At 67.0% G+C, this 20,991-nt stretch carries 20 protein-coding genes; 15 read left to right on the forward strand and 5 right to left on the reverse strand.

Features of this window, described 5'->3' with window-relative positions; genetic code table 11:
- Window positions 1–4 precede the first annotated feature (4 nt).
- Window positions 5–901, forward strand: a complete 897-nt coding sequence (locus QOL57_RS04005) for a tetratricopeptide repeat protein (RefSeq protein WP_176429871.1) — start codon at window positions 5–7, stop codon at window positions 899–901.
- 45 nt (window positions 902–946) lie between these two features.
- Here QOL57_RS04005 and dapE read toward each other — a convergent pair whose 3' ends face one another.
- From dapE to map, 5 genes are read right to left on the reverse strand one after another with little or no spacing between them, the layout of a single operon-like run.
- Window positions 947–2,074, reverse strand: a complete 1,128-nt coding sequence (gene dapE / locus QOL57_RS04010) for a succinyl-diaminopimelate desuccinylase (RefSeq protein WP_089239871.1) — start codon at window positions 2,072–2,074, stop codon at window positions 947–949.
- Window positions 2,071–2,436, reverse strand: a complete 366-nt coding sequence (locus QOL57_RS04015) for an arsenate reductase (protein WP_025877641.1) — start codon at window positions 2,434–2,436, stop codon at window positions 2,071–2,073. The genes dapE and QOL57_RS04015 overlap by 4 nt, the downstream gene beginning before the upstream one ends.
- 13 nt (window positions 2,437–2,449) lie before the next feature.
- Complete coding sequence (gene dapD / locus QOL57_RS04020; protein WP_089239869.1) at window positions 2,450–3,496, reverse strand: 2,3,4,5-tetrahydropyridine-2,6-dicarboxylate N-succinyltransferase; 1,047 nt, start codon at window positions 3,494–3,496, stop codon at window positions 2,450–2,452.
- Window positions 3,496–6,123, reverse strand: coding sequence for a [protein-PII] uridylyltransferase (locus QOL57_RS04025; protein ID WP_089239867.1), 2,628 nt, complete (start codon window positions 6,121–6,123; stop codon window positions 3,496–3,498). The genes dapD and QOL57_RS04025 overlap by 1 nt, the downstream gene beginning before the upstream one ends.
- A gap of 2 nt (window positions 6,124–6,125) precedes the next feature.
- Window positions 6,126–6,968: a type I methionyl aminopeptidase gene (map, locus tag QOL57_RS04030; protein ID WP_089239865.1), complete on the reverse strand. Its 843-nt coding sequence runs from the start codon at window positions 6,966–6,968 to the stop codon at window positions 6,126–6,128.
- 173 nt (window positions 6,969–7,141) lie between these two features.
- On the opposite strand from map, the gene QOL57_RS04035 reads away from it, so the two are divergent.
- The 14 genes from QOL57_RS04035 to QOL57_RS04100 all read left to right on the forward strand — a co-directional run bounded on the left by QOL57_RS04035 (window position 7,142) and on the right by QOL57_RS04100 (window position 20,962).
- Complete coding sequence (locus QOL57_RS04035; protein WP_089239863.1) at window positions 7,142–7,669, forward strand: spore coat U domain-containing protein; 528 nt, start codon at window positions 7,142–7,144, stop codon at window positions 7,667–7,669.
- Between the two features lie 10 nt (window positions 7,670–7,679).
- Window positions 7,680–8,414: a molecular chaperone gene (locus QOL57_RS04040; RefSeq protein WP_089239861.1), complete on the forward strand. Its 735-nt coding sequence runs from the start codon at window positions 7,680–7,682 to the stop codon at window positions 8,412–8,414.
- A gap of 7 nt (window positions 8,415–8,421) precedes the next feature.
- The gene (locus QOL57_RS04045; protein WP_244900773.1) at window positions 8,422–10,797 is read left to right on the forward strand and encodes a fimbria/pilus outer membrane usher protein; all 2,376 of its coding nucleotides are present in this window, start codon (window positions 8,422–8,424) and stop codon (window positions 10,795–10,797) included.
- On the forward strand, window positions 10,794–11,813 hold the full coding sequence (locus QOL57_RS04050) for a spore coat U domain-containing protein (RefSeq protein ID WP_089239857.1): 1,020 nt from the start codon (window positions 10,794–10,796) through the stop codon (window positions 11,811–11,813). The genes QOL57_RS04045 and QOL57_RS04050 overlap by 4 nt, the downstream gene beginning before the upstream one ends.
- Window positions 11,814–11,879: 66 nt before the next feature.
- The gene (locus tag QOL57_RS04055) at window positions 11,880–12,119 is read left to right on the forward strand and encodes a hypothetical protein (RefSeq protein ID WP_244900772.1); all 240 of its coding nucleotides are present in this window, start codon (window positions 11,880–11,882) and stop codon (window positions 12,117–12,119) included.
- Complete coding sequence (locus QOL57_RS04060) at window positions 12,119–12,835, forward strand: fimbria/pilus periplasmic chaperone (protein ID WP_244900770.1); 717 nt, start codon at window positions 12,119–12,121, stop codon at window positions 12,833–12,835. The genes QOL57_RS04055 and QOL57_RS04060 overlap by 1 nt, the downstream gene beginning before the upstream one ends.
- A 219-nt stretch (window positions 12,836–13,054) precedes the next feature.
- Window positions 13,055–13,861 (forward strand): 30S ribosomal protein S2, encoded by an 807-nt coding sequence (gene rpsB / locus QOL57_RS04065; RefSeq protein WP_089239851.1) that lies wholly within the window; start codon window positions 13,055–13,057, stop codon window positions 13,859–13,861.
- Window positions 13,862–13,986: 125 nt separating this feature from the next.
- Entirely contained in the window at window positions 13,987–14,865 is an 879-nt protein-coding gene (gene tsf / locus QOL57_RS04070) for a translation elongation factor Ts (protein WP_089239849.1), read from the forward strand.
- A gap of 259 nt (window positions 14,866–15,124) precedes the next feature.
- Window positions 15,125–16,663, forward strand: coding sequence for a GGDEF domain-containing protein (locus tag QOL57_RS04075; RefSeq protein ID WP_089239847.1), 1,539 nt, complete (start codon window positions 15,125–15,127; stop codon window positions 16,661–16,663).
- Between the two features lie 119 nt (window positions 16,664–16,782).
- Window positions 16,783–17,511 (forward strand): UMP kinase, encoded by a 729-nt coding sequence (gene pyrH / locus QOL57_RS04080; protein WP_025877663.1) that lies wholly within the window; start codon window positions 16,783–16,785, stop codon window positions 17,509–17,511.
- A 97-nt stretch (window positions 17,512–17,608) separates the two neighbouring features.
- A complete protein-coding gene (gene frr / locus QOL57_RS04085) occupies window positions 17,609–18,163 on the forward strand; it encodes a ribosome recycling factor (RefSeq protein ID WP_089239845.1) in 555 nt (184 codons plus the stop codon).
- A 5-nt stretch (window positions 18,164–18,168) separates the two neighbouring features.
- The gene (gene uppS / locus QOL57_RS04090) at window positions 18,169–18,936 is read left to right on the forward strand and encodes a polyprenyl diphosphate synthase (RefSeq protein ID WP_089239843.1); all 768 of its coding nucleotides are present in this window, start codon (window positions 18,169–18,171) and stop codon (window positions 18,934–18,936) included.
- Window positions 18,933–19,769, forward strand: a complete 837-nt coding sequence (locus QOL57_RS04095) for a phosphatidate cytidylyltransferase (protein ID WP_025877667.1) — start codon at window positions 18,933–18,935, stop codon at window positions 19,767–19,769. The genes uppS and QOL57_RS04095 overlap by 4 nt, the downstream gene beginning before the upstream one ends.
- A 2-nt stretch (window positions 19,770–19,771) precedes the next feature.
- On the forward strand, window positions 19,772–20,962 hold the full coding sequence (locus tag QOL57_RS04100; RefSeq protein ID WP_089239841.1) for a 1-deoxy-D-xylulose-5-phosphate reductoisomerase: 1,191 nt from the start codon (window positions 19,772–19,774) through the stop codon (window positions 20,960–20,962).
- Window positions 20,963–20,991: the final 29 nt, after the last annotated feature.

Raw genomic sequence — 20,991 nt, forward strand, 5'->3', positions numbered from 1 at the left:
ATGGATGAACCCCTCTTGCCGTCGCCTGCTGCTGCCCACCCTGGCTTTGATTGCCCTGGCCGGCTGTGCGACCACGCCCACCCACCCGGTCGATGACACCGAACGCGACGCCCTGGCTGCTGCTGCCGATGGCCAGTTCGATTCGGCGTTGCGCGTGGCCAAGCTGTACCAGTACCGCAACGACGTGCGCGCGCTGGACTGGTACGCGCGCGCCGCTGCCACCACGCCGCGCACGCACCGCACCACAAGCGCCGAGGAACAGCTGGGCATGATCCTGGAACGCGGCCGGCTGGACAGTGGTGATACCCCGCAGAAGCCCGACGCGGTGGTGCTGAAACCCTCCGCGCGCAAGGCCTACCGCTGGTACCACCGGGCTGCTTATCACGGCTCGCCGTATGCGATGAGCGATCTGGAGACGTGGTACGAGCGACGTGGCGACATGGAAGGCGCGCTGCGCTGGCGCCTGCGCCGCGCGGTCTACCTGCGCCACCTGTACAAGCTGCAGCCGTTGCGTGATGCCACCAGCGGGTCCGCGAAACCCGGCACTCCGCTCAGCGGTGATGCTTCACCGAACCCGGTGATCGCGCGCATCCAGCGCCGCGCCGCGCGCGGCGATGCCGAAGCGCAGGTGGACCTGGGCACGCTGTACGAGGCCGGCATCGGCGTGGTGCAGGACAAAACCGAAGCGCTGCGCTGGTATGAACGTGCCGCTGCACAGGGCAACGTGTATGGCCAGTACCTGGCCGGGCTGGCACTCGGCCGCGGCGGCGATGGCCTGCAGAAGAACGTGGATGCGGCGGCGGCGTGGTTCGCCAAGGCCAGCACACAGGGCTTCTACATGGCCGACGAATCGTACTGGCGCGAAGCGATCAAACCACCGTTCTTCCAGTTCTCGGAGTAGCGCCGGGCCATGCCCGGCGTATCCACATGATCCGACAGACGGGCGCTACACCAGCAGGCGTTCAACCAGTCGCTGGTACAGCCCCGGCAGCGCTTCCAGCTCGTCCACGCGCACGTTTTCATCTACCTGGTGGATGCTGGCGTTGACCGGGCCGACTTCGATGCACTGCGCACCCAGGGGCGCGATGAAGCGCGCATCGGAGGTGCCACCACCGGTGCTCTCTTCCGGCGCGCGACCGGTGTGCTCGGCCAACACGGCGCGCGCCGCTGCGCGCAATGTCCCTTCCGGGGTGTAGAACGGCTCGCCGCTGCGGTGCCACTTCAGCGTGTACTGCAGGCCATGACGGTCCAGCAGCGCGGTGATCTCCGCTTCCAGCTTCGCTGCATCCCAGTGCGGGTTGTAGCGGATGTTGAAATCCACCTCCAGCTCACCGGGAATCACGTTGTTGGCGCCGGTACCGGCATGGATGTTGGAGATCTGCAGGCTGGTCGCCGGAAAGCTCTCGTAACCCTCGTCCCAGCGCCGTGCGCTCAGTTCGGCAAGCATCGGCGCGGCAAGATGGATGGGATTGCGCGCCTTGTCCGGATAGGCCACGTGGCCCTGCACACCCTGCACGCGCAGCTTGGCCGACAGGCTGCCGCGCCGTCCAACGCGCAGCAGGTCACCCAGCGTGGCGGTGGACGACGGCTCGCCGGTGATGCACCAGTCGATGCGCTGGCCGCGCTCGGCGAACAGCCGTGCAACATGGCGCACGCCGTCGATGGCATCGCCCTCTTCGTCGCTGGTCAACAGCACCGCCAGCGTGCCCGTGTGCTGCGGATGGGCGGCAACGAACTGTTCGGCAGCGATCACGAATGCAGCCACACTGCCCTTCATGTCCGCGGTGCCGCGACCGTACAGCACGCCATCGCGGATCTGCGGTGCGAACGGATCGCTCTGCCATGCCTCGCGCGGGCCCGGGGGCACCACGTCGGTGTGACCCAGCAGGACCAGCACCGGTGCGCCGCTGCCGTGGGTGGCCCACAGGTTGTCGACCTCGCCCAACCGCAGGTGCTCGCAGGTGAAACCGGCTGCCTGCAGACGTTCACCGATCAGCAGCTGGCAGCCGGCATCGTCCGGGGTCACCGATGGCCGTGCAATCAGATCACAGGCCAGGTCGAGGACGGCGCTCACGCGCCGCCCACGCCGAAGCGCGCCTTGAAGCCGTTGTCGCTGAAACCCTGGCTGACCTTGCCGTCGGCAGTCACCACCAGCGGGCGCTTGATCAGCTGCGGGTACTCGCGCAGCAGCAGCTTCCACTCCGCTTCCGAATCGGCGGCCTTGCGGTTGTCCGGCAGCTGCCGCCAGGTGGTGGAGGACCTGTTGACCATCGCCGCCAGGCCACCCAGCTGGGCGGCCCATTCCAGCAGCGTTTCCGGGCTGGGCTTGTTGTCGCGGTAGTCGACGAAGGTGTACGGCACGCCGAAGCGGTCCAGCCACTTGGTCGCCTTCTTGCAGGTATCGCAGTTCTTCAGACCGTAGACGGTGGTGCTCATGCGTGCGGCTCCGTCAGTCGGCCAGGCCGCGCAGCAGGTCGTTGACGCTGGTCTTGCTGCGGGTGCGGGCATCGACCTGCTTGACGATCACCGCGCAGTACAGCGAGTGGGTACCGTCCTTGCTCGGCAGCGAGCCGGACACCACCACGCTGTACGGCGGGATGTAGCCGTAGCTGATTTCGCCGGTGGCGCGGTTGTAGATGCGGGTGCTCTGGCTGAGGAACACGCCCATGCCGATCACGCTGTGATGGCCGACGACCACGCCTTCCACCACTTCCGAACGCGCACCGATGAAGCAATGGTCTTCGATGATGGTCGGGCTTGCCTGCAGCGGTTCAAGCACGCCGCCGATGCCGGCACCACCGGACAGGTGGCAGTGCTGGCCGATCTGCGCGCAGGAACCGACGGTGGCCCAGGTGTCGACCATGGTGCCTTCGCCGACATACGCACCGATGTTGGTGAAGCTCGGCATCAGCACCACGTCCTTGCCGAAGTACGTGCCGCGACGGGCGATCGCACCCGGCACCACACGCACGCCACCGCGGCGGAATTTCGCCTCGTCATAGCCGGCAAAGCGCGATTCGACCTTGTCCCAGAACGGTGCCGGGCGTGCATCGACCACGGCCATGTCGTTGACGCGGAAATACAGCAGCACGGCCTTTTTCAGCCATTCGTTGACCTTCCAGCCACCATGGCCGTCCGGCTCGGCGACGCGGAATTCGCCGCTTTCCAGGCCATCGATCACGCGGTTGACCAGCGGACGGGTCGAGCCTTCCAGTTCGTGCAGGGTCAGCGTGGCGCGGCGCTCGAACGCGCTTTCGATGCCGAACTTCAGTTCTTCCACGCCCGGCCCGGCCGGCTTGCGCAGCGACTTGCGTGCGATGTTATCGGCGCGCGCGGCTTCGGCGGTCTTGGCCGGGGCCTTCTTCGCCGGCGCCTTCTTCACCGCAGCCTTCTTCGGTGCGGCAGTCTTCTTCGCAACCGGCTCAGCGGCAGCGGTCTTTTTGGCTGCTGCGCTCTTGGCGATCGCGACAGTCTTCTTTACAGGCTTGGTGGCCATCAGGCGGGGTCTCCGGCGTTTCGATCAGGGTCCAGGCAGGCCAGCATTGCGTCATGCAGCTGCTGCCGGGCGGATTCAGTCAGGGGGAGGTCGTGTTCGTCACTGATCACGAAGGTGTCTTCGGCGCGTTCGCCGAATGTGGCAATGCGCGCGTCCTGCACGCGCAGTCCCTGGTTGCGCAGCACGAACGCCACGTCGGCCAGCAGGCCGGGGCGGTCGGGTGCGACCAGGGCGAAACGGGTTGCGCCGGGTTCATCGCGGAACTCGATGCGTGGGGCGAAACGGAAATGGCGCAGCTGGCGTGGCACCACCCGGCGCGAGGGACGCAGCCGCGTCAAATCGCCACTGAGCGCCTCGCGCAGCGCCGCTTCCAGGTTGGCGCTGCTGCCATCGGCAAACGTATCGGCCGGGCTCACTTCAAAATTATCGAAAATCGTGTCGGCCGGACCATCCAGCACGCGCGCGCGGTGGATGCCGTAGCCCTTGCGGTCCAGGGTCATCACGATCGCGGCGAACAGGCCATCGCGGTCCGGCGAGTGCACGAACACTTCCAGTGCTGGGTCGTCGACGCTGATCCGCCGTACCTTCACCAGGGTCTGGCCCTGCTTGATCGGTACCAGCGCGGCGGCCTGCCAGGCCAGCTGTTCCGGGCGCAAACGGATGAAACCCTCGTCGGGCATCACCGCGAACTGGCGGTCGATGGTGGCATCGTCGTAGCCCTGCTCGCGCACCAGCGCACGCACGCTGTCGCGCGCTTCGGCCACGCGCTCGGCGGCCGGCACCGGATGCTCCAGACCCTCGCGCAGTGCGCGCCGGGTCGCGAAGTACAGATCGGCCAGCAGCCGGTCCTTCCACGCGTTCCACAGCTTCGGGCTGGTGCCGGCGATGTCGGCGCAGGTCAGCAGGTAAAGGTAATCGAGGCGGTCGCGGCTGCCGACCAGGGTCGCGAAACGATGGATCACGTCCGCATCGGCGATGTCCTGCTTCTGCGCGGTCACCGACATCCGCAGGTGCTGTTCGACCAGCCAGGCCACCAATTCGGTATCCGAACCACTCAGCCCCTGCGCGTGGCAGAACGCCCGTGCATCGACCGCGCCCAGTTCGGAATGATCGCCGCCACGGCCCTTGGCGATGTCGTGGAACAGGCCGGCCAGCAGCAGCAGCTCGGGCTTGCGCAGGCGCGGCCAGACTTCATGGGCGATCGAGAAACGTTCATCGGCACGACTGCTGGCGAACAGCCCCATGTTGCGCAGGACCATCAGCGTGTGCTGGTCGACGGTGTAGACATGGAACAGGTCGAACTGCATGCGCCCGCTGACCTGGGCGAACGCCGGAATCCACTGCCCGAGCACGCCCAGCCGGGCCATGCGCGAAAGCGTGTCGACCGGGCGTTGGCCACGCAGCAGGGCCATGAACTGTTCGCGCGCGTCAGGGTCTGCCTGGTCATAGGCAGGCAGCAGCGGCAGCGATTCGGCCAGCGCGCGCGCGGTCAACGAATGCAGGCCGCGGATCTGCGGATTGTTCGCCCAGCTGGCGAACAGCGCGAAGACCTGGCCGATGTCCGCGTTCGGCCAGTCGGCATCGTTGGCCGCCAGATAGCCACGGCGCAGGGCGAACCCCACGGTCAGCGGCTCGGGCTGCGCCTCGCCATCGAACTGTTCCTCGAAGCGCTGCAGCAGACGATCGCTGATCCGCCGCACCACCGACGCGGCGCGGTAGAAGCCCTGCATCATCTTCTCGACGCCCAGGCTTTCGGCGTCGTCTTCAAAGCCCAGGCGCGCGGCCAGGGTTTTCTGGTAATCGAAGCGCAGGCGCTCTTCCGGGCGTCGCGCCACCAGATGCAGGCCGAAGCGAAGTCGTGCCAGCACCGCGCGTTCGCGCTTCAGCGCAGCGGCCTCGTCAGCGCCCAGATGGCCCAGGCCGACCAGTGCTTCCAGGTCGCGCACACCAAACGCACGCAGCGCCATCCAGCCCAGCGTGTTGAGATCACGCAGGCCGCCGGGGCCATCTTTCAGGTCCGGCTCGAGGTTGTCGGCAGTGTCACCGAAGCGCTGGTGACGGTTGCGCAGTTCCTCGAGCTTGGCGAGGAAAAACGCACGCGGTGGCCACAGTTCGCGGTCATCCACCGCCGCACGCAGTGCACGCCGCGCCGCCTCATCGGCCGTCAGCGGGCGCGCTTCGATCAACGCCGTCAGCACGGTCTGATCGGCAGCGGCCTCGCTGCATTGCGCGGCCGAACGCACCGCGTGACTGACCGCCAGGCCGCAATCCCACAGCAGCGCGAACAGCCGCGCGAGCGACTCTTCGTGGGCCAGCTGCGCCTGCGGATCGCCGAACACCAGCAGGTCGATGTCCGAACGCGGGAACAGTTCACCGCGCCCATAGCCACCTACTGCGAACAGCGACAGGCCACTGTCGGCCGGCAGGCAGCGCTGCCATGCATGGCGGATCAGGTGATCGGCCGCGCGCGCGCGCAACGCCAGCAGGCGCTCGATGTTGTCGCCCTGGTCGAAGCGGCGGTACAGGCGCGTGTCGGCCTGCTGCAGCGCATCGCGCGCGGCAGCAGCCCAATCCGGGTCGTTGAGCGACGCGGCCGGCGTGTCCAGCAGCGAACTCGCCGGCAGCATCGTCAGGAGACCTGCGACTCGCCCGGCGACAGGGTCAGCACGTCCACGCCGGTCTCGGTGACCGCGATCATGTGCTCCCACTGCGCCGACAGCTTGCGGTCCTTGGTCACTACGGTCCAGCCATCGGGCAGCACCTTGTTGTAGCGGGTGCCCTCGTTGATCATCGGCTCGATGGTGAAGGTCATGCCAGGCTGCAGCACCAGGCCCTGGCCCGGACGGCCGTAATGCACCACCTGCGGTTCATCGTGGTAGACCTTGCCGATGCCATGGCCGCAGTACTCGCGCACCACGCTGAAACGCTCGCCTTCGGCATAGCTCTGGATCGCATGGCCGACGTCGCCCAGGGTTGCGCCCGGACGCACCGCGCGGATGCCGCGCCACATGGCCTCATAGGTGGCGTCGACCAGGCGCTTGGCCATCACCGACGGGGTGCCGACGAAGTACATGCGGCTGGTGTCGCCATGCCAGCCGTCCTTGATGACGGTGACGTCGATGTTGATGATGTCGCCATCCTTGAGGACCTTCCCTTCGCTGGGAATGCCGTGGCAGATGACATTGTTGACCGAGGTGCACACGGTCTTGGGGAAGCCGCGGTAGCCGACGTTGGCCGGAATGGCGCCCTGCACGTTCACGACATGGTCGTGGCAGATGCGGTCCAGTTCCTCGGTCGTGACACCGGGCTTGACGTGGGGGGTGACGATGTCGAGCACTTCGCTGGCCAGACGGCCGGCGATGCGCATCATCTCGATTTCCTGCGGGGTTTTGATATTCACGCTCATGGCTCCCATTATCGCCGATCCGGCCGCAATCTGAACGAACGCCACCCAACTGGCGATCCGGGCCATGCACGGATCCGGCAAGGAAGGTGAAAGCGTGATGGTCCACACCCTTTCGACAGCCTGTTTCTCACGGAATACAGACACTTGCGGTGCCTACGCTGGCCCCACTGTCGTCAAAACGGCGCCGAATGTGCCGTTCTCGCCCTGTTCAACGGACCTTCGGGTCAGGGAGGTTGTCCATGCGATCCGCAGCTCGTTCCCCTTTGGCCTGGGCCCTGGCCCTGCTGGTGGCAGGCCCGGCCACCGCCGCTGACACCGTCACGTTCAATGTCCTGCTGACAATCAACAAGGCCTGCACGATCACGGCCGCAGCGGCGACCAACGTCAACTTCGGCAATGCCGATTCAAGCTCCGTCACCCCGCTGAATGCGCAGGGCACGGTGACCGCCCAGTGCAGCGTGACCACCCCTTACACGATCGCGCTCAATGCCGGCCTCAACCCCACCACCGCCGGTGACGTGACCACCCGCCGCATGCGCAATACCGACACCGGGGTGACCGCCAACAATTTCGTCGGCTATCAGCTCTACCAGGATTCCGGCCACAACACCGTGTGGGGCGCGAGTACTGGCACAAACACGGTGGCTGGCACCGGCACCGGCGCCAACCAGGTCTACCAGGTGTACGGCCAGGTGGCCAACCCCAGCCTCAGCAACGCTGCCCCCGGTTCCTACCAGGACACCATCACCGCCACCATCACTTATTGAGGGCGTGCCGATGCCACTGCCCCGCGTACGCCGCTTGCAAGGGCTGGCGCTGATTGCGTTCGCGCTGGCGCCTGCGCTTTGCCTGGCGGCCAGCCTGCAGGTGTCGCCAACCCAGTTCGAGCTGCGCGCCGGGCAGAACGCCGAGGCCCTGTGGATCAGCAACAGTGGCACCGAACCGGTGCAGGTGCAGGTGCGCATCTACCGCTGGCAGCAGGCCGATGGCCGCGACCAGCTCGAGAGCAGTGACGCCCTGCTGCCAAGCCCGCCGATGCAGTCGCTCGCCGCCGGCCAGCGGCAACTGGTGCGCCTGGTCCGCGTCGATGCCGCCGCTCCTGCCGAGCAGCAGGCATTCCGGGTGATCGTCGATGAGATCCCGGCCTACGATCCAGCCCGCCAAGGCATGCAGTTCGTGCTGCGCTATTCGATTCCCTTCTTCGTGCAGCCGGACGGCAAGCCGCCCATGCCGCAACTGCAGGCGCGACTGGTCGATGGCGGCGCCAGCCCGGCCATGCTGGAAGTACACAACAGCGGCAACGGACACGCGCAGATCGCCGATCTGGCGGTCACTCTTCAGGGCCGCAGCACACCATTGCTGCCGGGTCTGGTGGGCTACGTGCTGCCTGGGCAGACCATGCGCTGGGCCCTGCAGCAGGCTCCTGCACACGTGGTCGGCGGCACCTTCAGTGCGAGGATCAATGGTGGGTCGCAGCTTACGCCCCTGCATGCGACGCCGCCGGCTCGCTGAGGCCTGCATGCTGGCCTGCTGCACCGGCCTGGCTTCTGTCTCCGTGCACGGCGCCGGCCGTGGCCTGCCGGCACCTGCTACCGACATCGCCGCCGAAGCGTCGCTACCTGCACCGACACCGTTGACCGCTCCGCAGGCGCTGTATCTGGACACCAGCCTCAACCAGGCGCAGCGCGGCCTGATGCTGTTCCATGAGCAGGGTGGACGACTGCAGGCACCGGCCTCTACGCTGCGCCAGCTCGGCTTTCCCGTGCGCGGCGACGCGCCGGTCTACCTGGATCAGATCCCGCAACTGCTGGTTCATTACGACGCCAGCCTGCAGGTACTGGACCTGCAGGTACCGCTGCAGCAGCTGCAGTTGCCGGTAGCGCAGCTGGGCAGGGGCATCGAGTCGGCGCCGGCCGCACAGGCGTCACCCGGCATGGCTGTCAACTACGACGTCTACGCCAGCCACAGTAATGGGCTGGGCAATGTCAGCCTCAACAGCGACGTCCGCCTGTTCGGCTTCGGCAACGGCACCCTGCGCAACACGGCGCTGATGCGCAGCTACCAGCTCCCCGGCGAAGGCTGGCAGCAGGAATCGGTGCGGCTGGATACCAGCTGGCGCCTGGACTTGCCGGAGCAGGCACTGACCCTGACGGTGGGCGACTTCTACAGCGGATTCCTGGAGTGGAGCCGCCCTGCCCGCATGGCCGGCGTCCAGATCGGCCGCAACTACGGCCTGCAGCCCTATCGTGTACTCACCCCCACGCCAGCCTTCCTCGGCGAGGCGGTCGTACCATCCAGCGTCGAGCTCTACATCGACGGGCTTCGCCAGTACACCGGACAGGTCCCGGTCGGTCCGTTCCAGCTTGCCGCACAGCCCGGCATCAATGGCACCGGCACAGCCCAGGTGGTGGTCACCGATGCTTTTGGCCGCATGCAGACCCTGGACTTCGCCTTCTATGGCACCCAGCAACTGCTCGCAGCGGGCCTGTCGGACTGGTCCGCAGGCCTTGGCAGGTTGCGTCGCGACTATGGCATCCACTCGTTCCGCTATGACACCGACACCGTCGCCAGCGCCACCCTGCGACGCGGCGTCAGCAACCGCTTCACCGCCGAAGCGCATGCGGAAGGCGGTGGCGGCATCGTCAATGCAGGGCTCGGCGGTGCGTGGCTGCTCGGCCAGGCCGGCGTGCTCAGCGCGAACTGGAGCGAAAGCCGCGACGGCCAGCGCAGCGGCCGCCAGTACGGCCTGGGCTACAACTGGAACAACCGCCGCTTCAATGTAAACCTGGCCAGCCGCCGCACCAGCGGCGACTACCGCGATCTCGGCAGCCTGCAGGACAACGTCCCGCCCCGGGTCAGCGAGCAGGCATCGTTCGGCGTTGACCTGCAGCAGTTGGGGTCATTCAGCGTGAGCTACCTGCGCCTGGACCAGCCGCAGCCCCTCTTCAACGCGCCGCAACCGGCGCCACCGCAGGCACTGCCGTTCAGTCGCAGCCGCTACCTGAGCCTGTTCTGGTCACGCACGTTCGGCCGCTGGAACGCCTATCTTTCTGCCACCCAGGACATCGACCAGCGCCGCAACCGCAGTGTCTACCTGTCACTGGGCACCCAGCTGGGCCAGGACCGGCAGGCCACCCTGTCGGCGCAGCGCAACGGCGACCGCCATTACGCCAGCGCCGAGGTCATGCGGCCGGTGCCTGGCGACGGTGGCCGGGGTGGCCCGGGCTGGCGCCTGCAGGCGCGCGACGATGGCGGGGGCCTGGCCGAAATCGGCGCACTCGGCGCTCACGGCCGCTACGCCGCCGGCATATCGCGCAACAGCGGGCAGACCTTCGCCTACGGCAATGCCAGTGGCAGTCTGGTATGGATGGCCGGCAGCGTGTTTGCCGCACGCGAAGTGCCAGACGCCTTCGCCGTGGTATCCACCGGTCGCCCTGGCGTTCCGGTGCTGCTTGAAAACAGGCAGATCGGCGTCACCGATCACAAGGGCCTGCTGCTGGTCACACCGCTGCTGTCATGGCAACGCAACCGCCTGACGATCGACACACTGGGACTTCCTGCCGACCTGCGTGCCGAGCAGGTGGAGACCTTGGCCACGCCCCGCCAGGGTGCCGGCATGCGCGTGGACTTCGCACTGCGGCAGTCGCATGGCGTGCTGTTGACCCTGCTTGATGGCAACGGCAGACCCTTGCCCTTGGGCGCGCGCGTGCAGGGCGAGGGCATGCCACCCACCGTGGTCGGCCACGATGGCCAGGCCTGGGTGGAGCTCGCCAGCGGAACCACCCTGCTGCAGGTCGACAGCGAACAGGGCCGTTGCCACATACAGGTGCAGCGCCCCGGGCCGGGCATCCGCCGGCTCGCGGCGCTGCGCTGCGAGCCGGAGCAGCACCCGTGACCCGCCTTCTGGGTGTGTTGATGGCCCTGTGGCTGGGTCTCCAGGCGTTGCCGGCACGCGCGGCTACGTCCTGCTCGCTGACCAGTCCGACGCTGTCCTTCGGCACGGTCTCCAACGGTCTGGTTGACACCATCACGACCTTCAACATCAACTGCAGCACCGGTGCGGTCGCGCTGCTGGCCAACGCCCGCGTGACGTTCTGCGTGGGCCTGCCCGCAGGTACCGGCGGCACCACCATCACCCCCTCACGCACGTTCGCCAACAGCTTCGGCGACCGCCTCAACTACCAGATCTACAGCGATGCCGCGCGTACCAGCGTGATCGGCAGCGGCAGCGCCAGCAGCCCCGCCTGGGCCATGTACCAGATGCAGTACCCGGTTCCTGTCCTGGGCGGATCCGGCTCCGGCACGGTCACGCTTTACGGCCGCTATCCGGCCAGCCAGCTGCTGTCGGCGGGCGCCTTCACCAGTACCCTGGCCGCCACGTTCCAGTACGCCTACAACGAACCCATCCTTGGCACACCGCCCTACCCTGCCAACTGCACCGTGGGGTCGCCCACCGTCACCGGCAATTCGGGGCTGATCACCGCCACGATGTCGGTGATCGCCAACGCCACCGTCAACCCCTCGTGCGGCACCTATGTCACCGCGCCGATGAACTTCGGCAGCAGCACCGGTACGGTGCTCGCCAACATCGACCGCACCGCGGTGTTCAGCCTGACCTGCGTCAACCGCAGCGCCTTCCAGATAGGCCTGGACAACGGCAGCAACGCCGATGGCGCAGGCAACCGGCGCATGCGCGTCGGCAGCACCGGTGCAACCGTGCCCTACGAGCTCTACCAGAATGCAGGGAGAACCCTGCGCTGGGGCAACGTGCTCAACAGCAGCACCGTGCCCGGCACGGGCAGCGGATCGGCACAGAGCCTTACCATCTACGGCCGGGTTGCTCCCACCAGCGCCGCCACGACGTCGCCGGGTGTCTACACCGACACGGTCACGGTCACCATCACCTACTGAGCGTTCCGGCTACAGATCTGCGCAGGAACGCCGATATGGCCTGCGTCCCCACTGCCGGCACTGCCATTGCGTTACGTCCTCCTGTTGGCCAGCGTCAGCGCACTGGGCAGCACCTTCGCCCTCGCGGCAGCTGCGCAGTCGCACGCCAGCCTGGCCATCACCCTGCAGGTCACCGATGCGCGGCGGGCACCTGCCGCGCGGCAGCGCAGCGATGCGCCTGCACCCGTGCCGTTGCAGGTGCAGGCATTGACCCCGGCAGCTCCCCCCAGCTCCGCAGCAGCGGTGATGGTGACGGTGACCTATTGATGCGTCGCCTGCTGTGGCTGTGTCTGGCACTCACACCTTGCCTGGCGCACAGCCTTGAACTGTCCAACACCCGGTTGCTGCTGCCGGCTGATCGCACCGACACCGAACTATGGCTGCACAACCCCGAAGCCGGCACCTGGCAGGGTGAGGCCCGGCTGTACCGATGGCAGCAACAGGACGATGGCGAACAGCTGCTGCCTGCCGAAGACGTGGCGCTGAGCCCTCGCAGGCTGCAGATCGCGACCGGCCAACGCCAGAGACTGCGCGTTGTGCGCCTCGGCCCGGCCCCTGCTGGCGTGCAGCACGCGTACCGGCTGGTGATCAGCCCGGCGAGTGACGTGCCCACACCGTCTCCTCCGATCCGCTACTCGCTGCCGGTCTTCCTCGATCCGGTCGCCTTGGCGGCGCCCACCCTGCTGCACCTGCAGGCACGCGCGCTGCCCGGACAGCCGCCGCAGCTGTGGCTCTACAATGAAGGCACGCGCCATGCGCATCTGGCCGACCTGGTGTTTGTCGACGCCAAAGGCCGCCGCCAGCTGTTGATCGCCGGCCTGGCCGGCTACGTGCTGCCAGGGCGCCGCCGCCACTGGGCGCTGCCCTGGCGCGCCGATGGCTATGCTGGCGGCCGCTTCCGGGCCCGTCTGGACCATGCACCGGAGGCGGATCTGGACGCCCCGCCCCCGTCATTTGCGGCCGGAGCCGCTGGCGGGCTATAATTGCCCGGATGTCCTGCCGCCCTGTGCGCGGGACGCCGTCCACACCGGACGTCACCGGTGAATCCACACCTGCTGCCCCCATCCGTGCCGGGGTGCTCCGCAAGGAGTTCGGCCACGGAGGCAACAGGGAAGCCCAACCCCGGAACCTTCAGCGCTTCCACGCGTCCCGCATACCTATCCCGCGGGCGGAATCGCCGGTTCCCCATCAGGAGTATTGCAATGCCCCAGGTCACCATGCGTCAGATGCTGGAAGCCGGCGTCCACTTCGGCCACCAGACCCGCTACTGGAACCCGAAAATGGCTCCGTACATCTTCGGCGCCCGCGGCAAGATCCACATCATCAACCTGGAAAAGACCGTCCCGCTGTTCAACGACGCGATGAACTTCATCTCGTCGGTTGCCCAGAAGCGCGGCACCATCCTGTTCCTGGGCACCAAGCGCAGCGCCCGCGAGTCGATCCGTGAAGAAGCCGAGCGTTGCGGCATGCCCTTCATGAACCAGCGTTGGCTGGGCGGCACCCTGACCAACTTCCGTACCGTGAAGCAGTCGGTTGCCCGCCTGAAGGAACTGGAAGCCGGTGAATCCGACGGCACCTTCGAGAAGCTGGTCAAGCACGAAGTGCTGGGCCTGCGTCGCGAGCGCGACAAGCTGGAAGCCTCGCTGGGCGGCATCAAGGACATGAACCGTCTGCCGGACGCGATCTTCGTCATCGATATCGGCCACGAAGACATCGCCATCAAGGAAGCCAAGAAGCTCGGCATCCCGGTGATCGCTGTCGTCGATACCAACTACAACCCGGAGCTGGTGGATTACGCGATCCCGGGCAACGACGACGCCATCCGCGCCGTGCAGCTGTACGCACGCGCTGCTGCTGACGCCGTGCTGGAAGGCAAGGCTGCTGCACCGCACGCTGCCACCGTCCGTGAAGAAGAGTTCGCCGACGCTCCGGCCGAAGAAGGCAAGCCGGTTCGCCGCGCTCCGGCCAAGAAGGCTGTTGCTGCCGACAAGGGCGAAGCCCAGGCCTGATCCAGGCCCCGGTGGGCGCCACGCGCCCACCTTTCCTGTCCGCTGCCGATGGCGCGACGACAGGAAACTGTCACACGGGCCGGCCACCATGCCGGCCCAACCCCTTTCTTTCGTGAGGTAATCCCGTGGAAATCACTGCTTCCCTGGTCAAGGAACTGCGCGAGCGCACCGGCGCCGGCATGATGGAATGCAAGAAGGCGCTCACCGAGGCCGGCGGCAACATCGACGCCGCTGCTGAAGCGCTGCGCAAGTCCGGCGCTGCCAAGGCCGACAAGAAGGCTGACCGCGTGGCCGCCGAAGGTCGTCTGGGCCTGGCCCAGGACGGCGGCAAGGCCGTGCTGGTCGAGATCAACTCGGAAACCGACTTCGTCGCCAACGACATCAACTTCAAGAACTTCGTCGATTCCGTCGCTGCCGCTGCCCTGGCATCGGGCGCCACCGACGTGGAAGTCCTGAAGAGCGCCAAGCTGGCCACCGGCGAAACCGTCGAAGAAGCCCGCGCTACCGCCATCCAGAAGCTGGGCGAGAACATCCTCATCCGTCGCCTGGTCAAGCTGGACACCACCGGCAACGTGGGTTCCTACGTCCACACCAACGGCAAGGTCGGCGTGCTGATCGACCTGATCGGTGGCGACGCCGAACTGGCTCGCGGTCTGGCCATGCACGTGGCTGCGCTGAAGCCGCCGCACAACAAGGCCGCCGATGTGCCGGCCGAGTTCGTGGAAAAGGAAAAGGAAATCGAACTGGCCAAGATGTCCGAGAAGGACAAGTCCAAGCCGGCCGACATCCTGGAAAAGATCATCAGCGGCAAGATCAACAAGATCGTCAGCGAAGTGACCCTGTACGGCCAGAGCTACGTGCTGGACGGCGACAAGTCCGTCGAGCAGGTGGTCAAGGCTGCCGGCGCCGACGTGGCTGGCTTCCAGCTGCTGGTCGTTGGCGAAGGCATCGAGAAGGTGGTGGAAGACTACGCCGCCGAAGTTGCCAAGGCGATGCAGGTCTGATTCCAGCCTCCCGGCTGTGATGAAACCAGAAGGAGCCGCGGGAAACCGCGGCTCTTTTTTTGTGCCTGCCCCCGCGGTGGGCGCCCTTTCTGTGGGTGCGCACCGTTGGTGCGCACACCGGAACCAAGGGTCTTTGCGTTGCGTGCGAATCAAGCCGATACTCGGCAAAGGGAACCTGCAGTCACATAACAGGAACGAAAGTCGCGGACTGTGATGCATTCCTAGGTATTCTTGTCCTAATGGAATTGAACGACCCGACATGCCTCCCGAGCTGACAGCTGCACTGGCGCTTTGCCGCAACCTCCCCTCGCCGCCCGGTATTGCCCTGCGCATCATCGAACTGGCCCAGGACCCGGAAGCGGACATCGCAACCGCTGCGGACATCATCGCCATCGACATGGCGTTGAGTGCCCGCATGCTGCGTATCGCCAATTCGCCGCTGTACGCCAGCCGGCGCCGGATCGAGAACCTCGGCCAGGCGCTGACCATGCTCGGGCTGAACGCTACGATCAGCCTCGCCCTGGGCTTCACCGTCACCCAGGGCCTGACCGGCAAAGGCGGCGCCGACCACGACCTGCGCCAACGCGCCTGGAAGCGCAGCATCCTCAGCGCGCTGGCCGCCAGCCAGCTCGGCCAGGCGCGCGGCCTGCGCCGGCTGGAGGAGCTGATGCTGGCCGGGCTGCTGCAGGACATGGGCGTGCTGTGCCTGGCCCAGGCCGAATCCGAACGCTACCTGCCCCTGCTGCGCGAAGCGCGCGACAACCCCGACCTGATCGCGCGCGAGCGCCAGGAACTCGGCTGCAGCCACGCCGACGTCGGTGCGTGGGTAGCCGAGGAGTGGGGCCTGCCGCGCTACCTGGTCGACAGCATCCGCCACAGCGAAGACGAAGGTACCGCCGAGAATCCGTTCCAGGCCTGCGTACAGCTGTCTGGCGCCGTTGCCGACATCTGGCTGGATGAAGACGCCGATGCCGCCCGCGAGCGCGCCCTGCAGCAGGTCCACGACCGGCTGGAGCTGGACAGTGCCCGCTTCGACCAGGTCCTGGCCCGGATCAGCGATGCGCTGCCGGACATCGCCAGCCTGTTCGAGAACGGCCTGAATTCGCCGGCCCGCGTGCGCGAGCTGATCGACCACGCCCAGGAGCTCGCCACCCTGCGCAACCTGCGCGAACTGCAGGATGCCGACCAGGCCCGCCGGCGCGCCGATGAATTCGAGGCCCGTGCCAAGCGCCTGGCCGACCAGGCCCATCGCGATGCCTTGACCGGCGTCCTCAACCGCCGCCAGCTCGAAGCCGTGCTTGAACAGGAATTCCTGCGTGCCGGCCGCCATGGCTGGCCGCTGTCGGTGGCCTTCATCGACCTGGACGATTTCAAGAAGATCAACGATGCGCACGGCCACCTGACCGGCGACGAGGTGCTGCGCGCCTTTGCCGGCAAACTGCAGGGGCAGCTGCGCAACAGCGACACCGTGGCCCGCTTCGGCGGCGAGGAGTTTGTCGCCCTGCTGCCCAATACCAGCGAATCGGTGGCCCTGGACGTGATCCGCCGGGTGCTGGCCAACATCGTCGCCACCCCGATGGCGGAACTGGAAGGCGGCCCGCTGTTCATCACCTTCTCGGCCGGTGTAGCCACCCAGGGCGGCTACGAGCGTTTTGCCGGCGTGCAGGACCTCCTGCGCGCTGCAGATGATGTGCTCTACCGCTCCAAGAACCTGGGCCGCAACCGGGTCATTGCACGCTCTCCCGGCGAACTGGGGCATGATGAACTGTCTGCCACTGCGGGCGCAGAGCTGGGCTGAATGGTGCGCCCCGGATGTACGGGGCACACCGGTATTTTGCGCCGCAGTGCACAAAACGCTTTGGCCGCGCGCCGCTTGCGCGTAGAATCGCCCGCGATTTCCACGCACCCGAGGTCCCTATGTCCAAGCTCGCCTATCGCCGCATCCTGTTGAAACTTTCCGGGGAGGCGCTGATGGGAGATGAGGACTACGGCATCGACCCCAAGATCATCAATCGCCTGGCCCGTGAAGTCGTCGAAGCCCAGCAGGCCGGCGCCGAAGTCGCCCTGGTCATCGGTGGTGGCAACATCTTCCGCGGTGCAGGCCTGGCCGCTGGCGGCATGGACCGCGTCACCGGCGACCAGATGGGCATGCTGGCCACGGTCATCAACGCGCTGGCCATGCAGGATGCGCTGGAAAAAGTGGGCGCCAAGGCCCGCGTGATGAGCGCGATCAAGATCAACGACGTGTGCGAGGACTACATCCGTCGCCGCGCCATCCGCCATCTGGAAAAGGGCCGCCTGGTGATCTTCGCCGCAGGCGTCGGCAGCCCGTTCTTCACCACCGACTCCGGCGCTGCCCTGCGCGCCATCGAGATCGGCGCCGACCTGCTGCTGAAGGCAACCAAGGTCGATGGCGTGTACGACAAGGATCCGAACAAGTACAGCGACGCCGTCCGTTTCGACAGCCTGAGCTACGACGAAGTGATCCGTCGTGGCCTGGAAGTGATGGATACCGCCGCCTTCGCCCTGGCCCGCGACAGCGACCTGCCGATGCGCGTGTTCGACATGGGACAGCCGGGCGAACTGCTGAAGATCCTGCACGGCGAGAACATCGGCACGCTCGTCCAGGGCCGCGACCCGGCCTGAGGCTGAGCGCAAGGCGACCTCCGGGCCGATTCAGGCCCGGCGGCGTCCCGTATTCGCCTATAATCGCCCGATTCCAGTTACATCCAGGACCCTGGCGATGCTCAACGACATCAAGAACAACGCGCAGACGCGCATGGCCAAGAGCATCGACGCTCTTAAGCACACCCTCACCTCGATCCGCACCGGCCGCGCAACGCCGGCCCTGCTGGACCGCGTCACGGTCAATGCTTACGGCAACGCCAGCACGCCGCTGAACCAGGTCGCGTCCATTTCCAACCCCGACGCCCACTCCCTGCTGGTCACGCCCTTCGACAAGAGCATGATCAAGGAGATCGAGAAGGGCCTGTACAACATCGAGCTGACCCCGAACACCATCGGCACCTCGATCCGCGTCAACCTGCCGCCGCCGACCGAAGAGCGCCGCAAGGAACTGACCAAGCAGGTACAGAAGGAAGGCGAAGGCGCCAAGATCGCCGTGCGCAACATCCGCCAGGATGCGAACAAGGAAGTCGCCAAGCTGCTGAAGGACAAGGTCATCAGCGAAGACGAGAAGAAGCGCGGCGAAGACGATATCCAGAAGTTGACCGACGCCAACATCAAGGACATCGACAAGGTCGTCGCCGACAAGGAAAAGGAACTGATGTCGGTCTGAAGTCGATGCCTTCAGTCCCGCCTCCCCTGCCGGCCGCCCTGCCGCGCCACGTTGCCATCATCATGGATGGCAACGGGCGTTGGGCACAGCAGCGCCGTCGCCCCCGCGTGATCGGCCATCGGGCCGGTGCACGTGCGGTCAACCGTACCATCGAGCGCTGCCTGGAGCTGGGCATTCCGGCGCTGACCCTGTTCGCGTTCTCCAGCGAGAACTGGGGCCGGCCGCAGGAAGAAGTCGATGCGTTGATGAAGCTGTTCCTCGGCGCGCTCGATCGCGAAGTGGACGAGCTGCATCGGCGCGGCGTGCGCGTGCGCTTCATCGGCGAACGCGAGCGCTTCGGCGCCGCCCTGGTCAGCCGCATGCAGCTGGCCGAACAGCGCACCGCCGACAACCGCGCTCTGACCCTGTCGATCGCCGCCAGCTATGGTGGCCGCCAGGACATCGCCCGTGCCGCACGCGCACTGGCCGTTGAAGTGGCCGCCGGCCGCCTGCTTCCCGAGCAGATCGACGAATCCCTGCTGGGGCGACAGGTGGCTCTGGCCGACCTGCCGCCACCGGACCTGTTCATCCGCACCGGCGGCGATACCCGCATCAGCAATTTCCTGCTGTGGCAGCTGGCGTATACCGAGCTGTGGTTCACCGAAGCGCTGTGGCCGGATTTCGACGCCGCGCAGCTGCAGCTGGCGCTGGATGCCTATGCCAGCCGTGAGCGCCGCTTCGGCCTGACCAGCGCCCAGATCGCCGCCCTGGCCACCGAGACGTCCAGCCCATGACCAAGACCCGAGTCCTCGCCGCGCTGATCATGGCGCCGGTCGCCATTGCTGCGATCCTGTTGCTGCCCACGCAATGGCTGGCCGCCGCCGCTGCTGCCGTGCTGCTGATCGGCCTGTGGGAATGGCTGAAACTGGCCGATGTCGAAGACACCCTCGCCCGCACCGTGCTGCTGGTCCTCAACCTGGTGCTGATGGTGCTGCTGGTGTGGGCCGATGCCGGCACCCTCGTGCTGTTCCAGATCGCGACCCTGGTGGGCGTGGCCTGGTGGCTGGGCGCGCTGGTCTGGCTGCGCTTCTTCAACTTCGGCGCGCAGCCCGGAAGTCCGGCGCGCATCCTCAAGCTGCTGGCCGGCACCCTGGCGATCGTGCCGGCGTGGGCTGCGCTGGTGCTGATCCATGCCGGCGGCGACCCGCCGGGCCATCAGGGCCACCTGTGGCTGCTGGCCGCGCTGGCGCTGGTCTGGGCCGCTGATTCAGGCGCCTACTTCGCTGGCCGTCACTTCGGCAAGCACAAGCTGGCACCTCGGATCAGCCCGAACAAGACATGGGAAGGCCTCGTCGGTGGGCTGATCGCCGGTGTTGCGGTGGCCGTCGGCCTGGGCTGGCTGGCCGGCATCGATGCCGCGCACTTGCCGGGCCTGCTGGTCACCTCGGTGGTGGCCGTGTTCGCCTCGGTACTGGGCGACCTGTTTGAAAGCCTGATCAAGCGCCATGCCGGCGCCAAGGATTCAGGCCACCTGATCCCCGGCCACGGCGGCGTGCTCGACCGCGTCGACGGCGTGCTGGCGGCCATCCCGGTGTTCGCACTGGGCAAGGAAATCTTCGGGTTCTGACCATGGATGCTGCTGCAGACCTGCGCCGGGTCGCCGTATTCGGCGCCACCGGCTCGATTGGTGCCTCCACGCTTGACGTGATCGCCCGCCATCCGCTGCGTTACCAGGCCACCGTGCTCGCCGCCGGCCGCCAGGTACAGGCGCTGCTGGCCCTGTGCCGGCAGCACCGGCCCGCCCATGCGGTGATCGCCGATGAAACCCTGTATGCCGAACTGCGTGACGGCCTGCGCGACGCCGGCCTGGCCACCCAGGCCCACGCCGGCCATGCCGCGCTGGACCAGCTGGCGGCCAGTGACGCCTGCGATACCGTGGTGGCCGCGATCGTCGGTGCCGCCGGCCTGTCCTCGACCCTGGCCGCCGCTGCGGCCGGCAAGCGCATCCTGCTGGCGAACAAGGAATCCCTGGTACTGGCCGGCGAACTGCTGACCCGTACCGCCGAACGTGCCGGCGCCGAGATCATTCCGATCGACAGCGAGCACAGCGCGATCTTCCAGTGCCTGCGTTCACGTGATGCCAGCCTTGACGGTGCCGGCGTGCGCCGCATCCTGCTGACCGCCTCGGGCGGACCGTTCCGCGGGCGCAGCCGCGCCGAACTGGCGCAGGTCACCCCGGCCCAGGCCGTGGCGCACCCGAAGTGGTCGATGGGGCCGAAGATCTCGGTCGATTCGGCGACGTTGATGAATAAAGGCCTGGAAGTGATCGAGGCCCACCATCTGTTCGGCATCCCCGGCGAGCGCATCGAGGTGCTGGTGCACCCGCAGAGCCTGGTGCATTCGCTGGTGGAGTTCGTTGACGGCTCCACCTTGGCGCAGATGGGCCTGCCAGACATGCGCACCACCCTGGCGGTGGGCCTGGGCTGGCCGCAACGGATCGAATCGGGCGTGTCCGGGCTGGACCTGCTGACCCAGGGTCGGCTGGATTTCGAAGCCCCCGACACCGACGCCTTCCCCTGTCTGGCCCTGGCGTGGCAGGCGATGCGCGCCGGTGGTACCGCCCCGGCGGTGCTGAACGCAGCCAACGAAGAGGCTGTTTCAGCGTTTCTTCAGGGCCGCATAGGCTTCCTGACCATTCCGACGCTGGTTGCTAACGCTCTTTCAACACTGCCGACCGAACCAGCCGATACACTTGAGGTTCTGTTGTCCGCCGACCAGCGGGCCCGCCAGCTGACCCTGAACGCCATCGCCGCCACCTGAACAGCGCACCCATCCCGTATGACGCCGCC

Source organism: Stenotrophomonas sp. yr243, assembly GCF_900184195.1.
Lineage (GTDB): Bacteria > Pseudomonadota > Gammaproteobacteria > Xanthomonadales > Xanthomonadaceae > Stenotrophomonas > Stenotrophomonas lactitubi.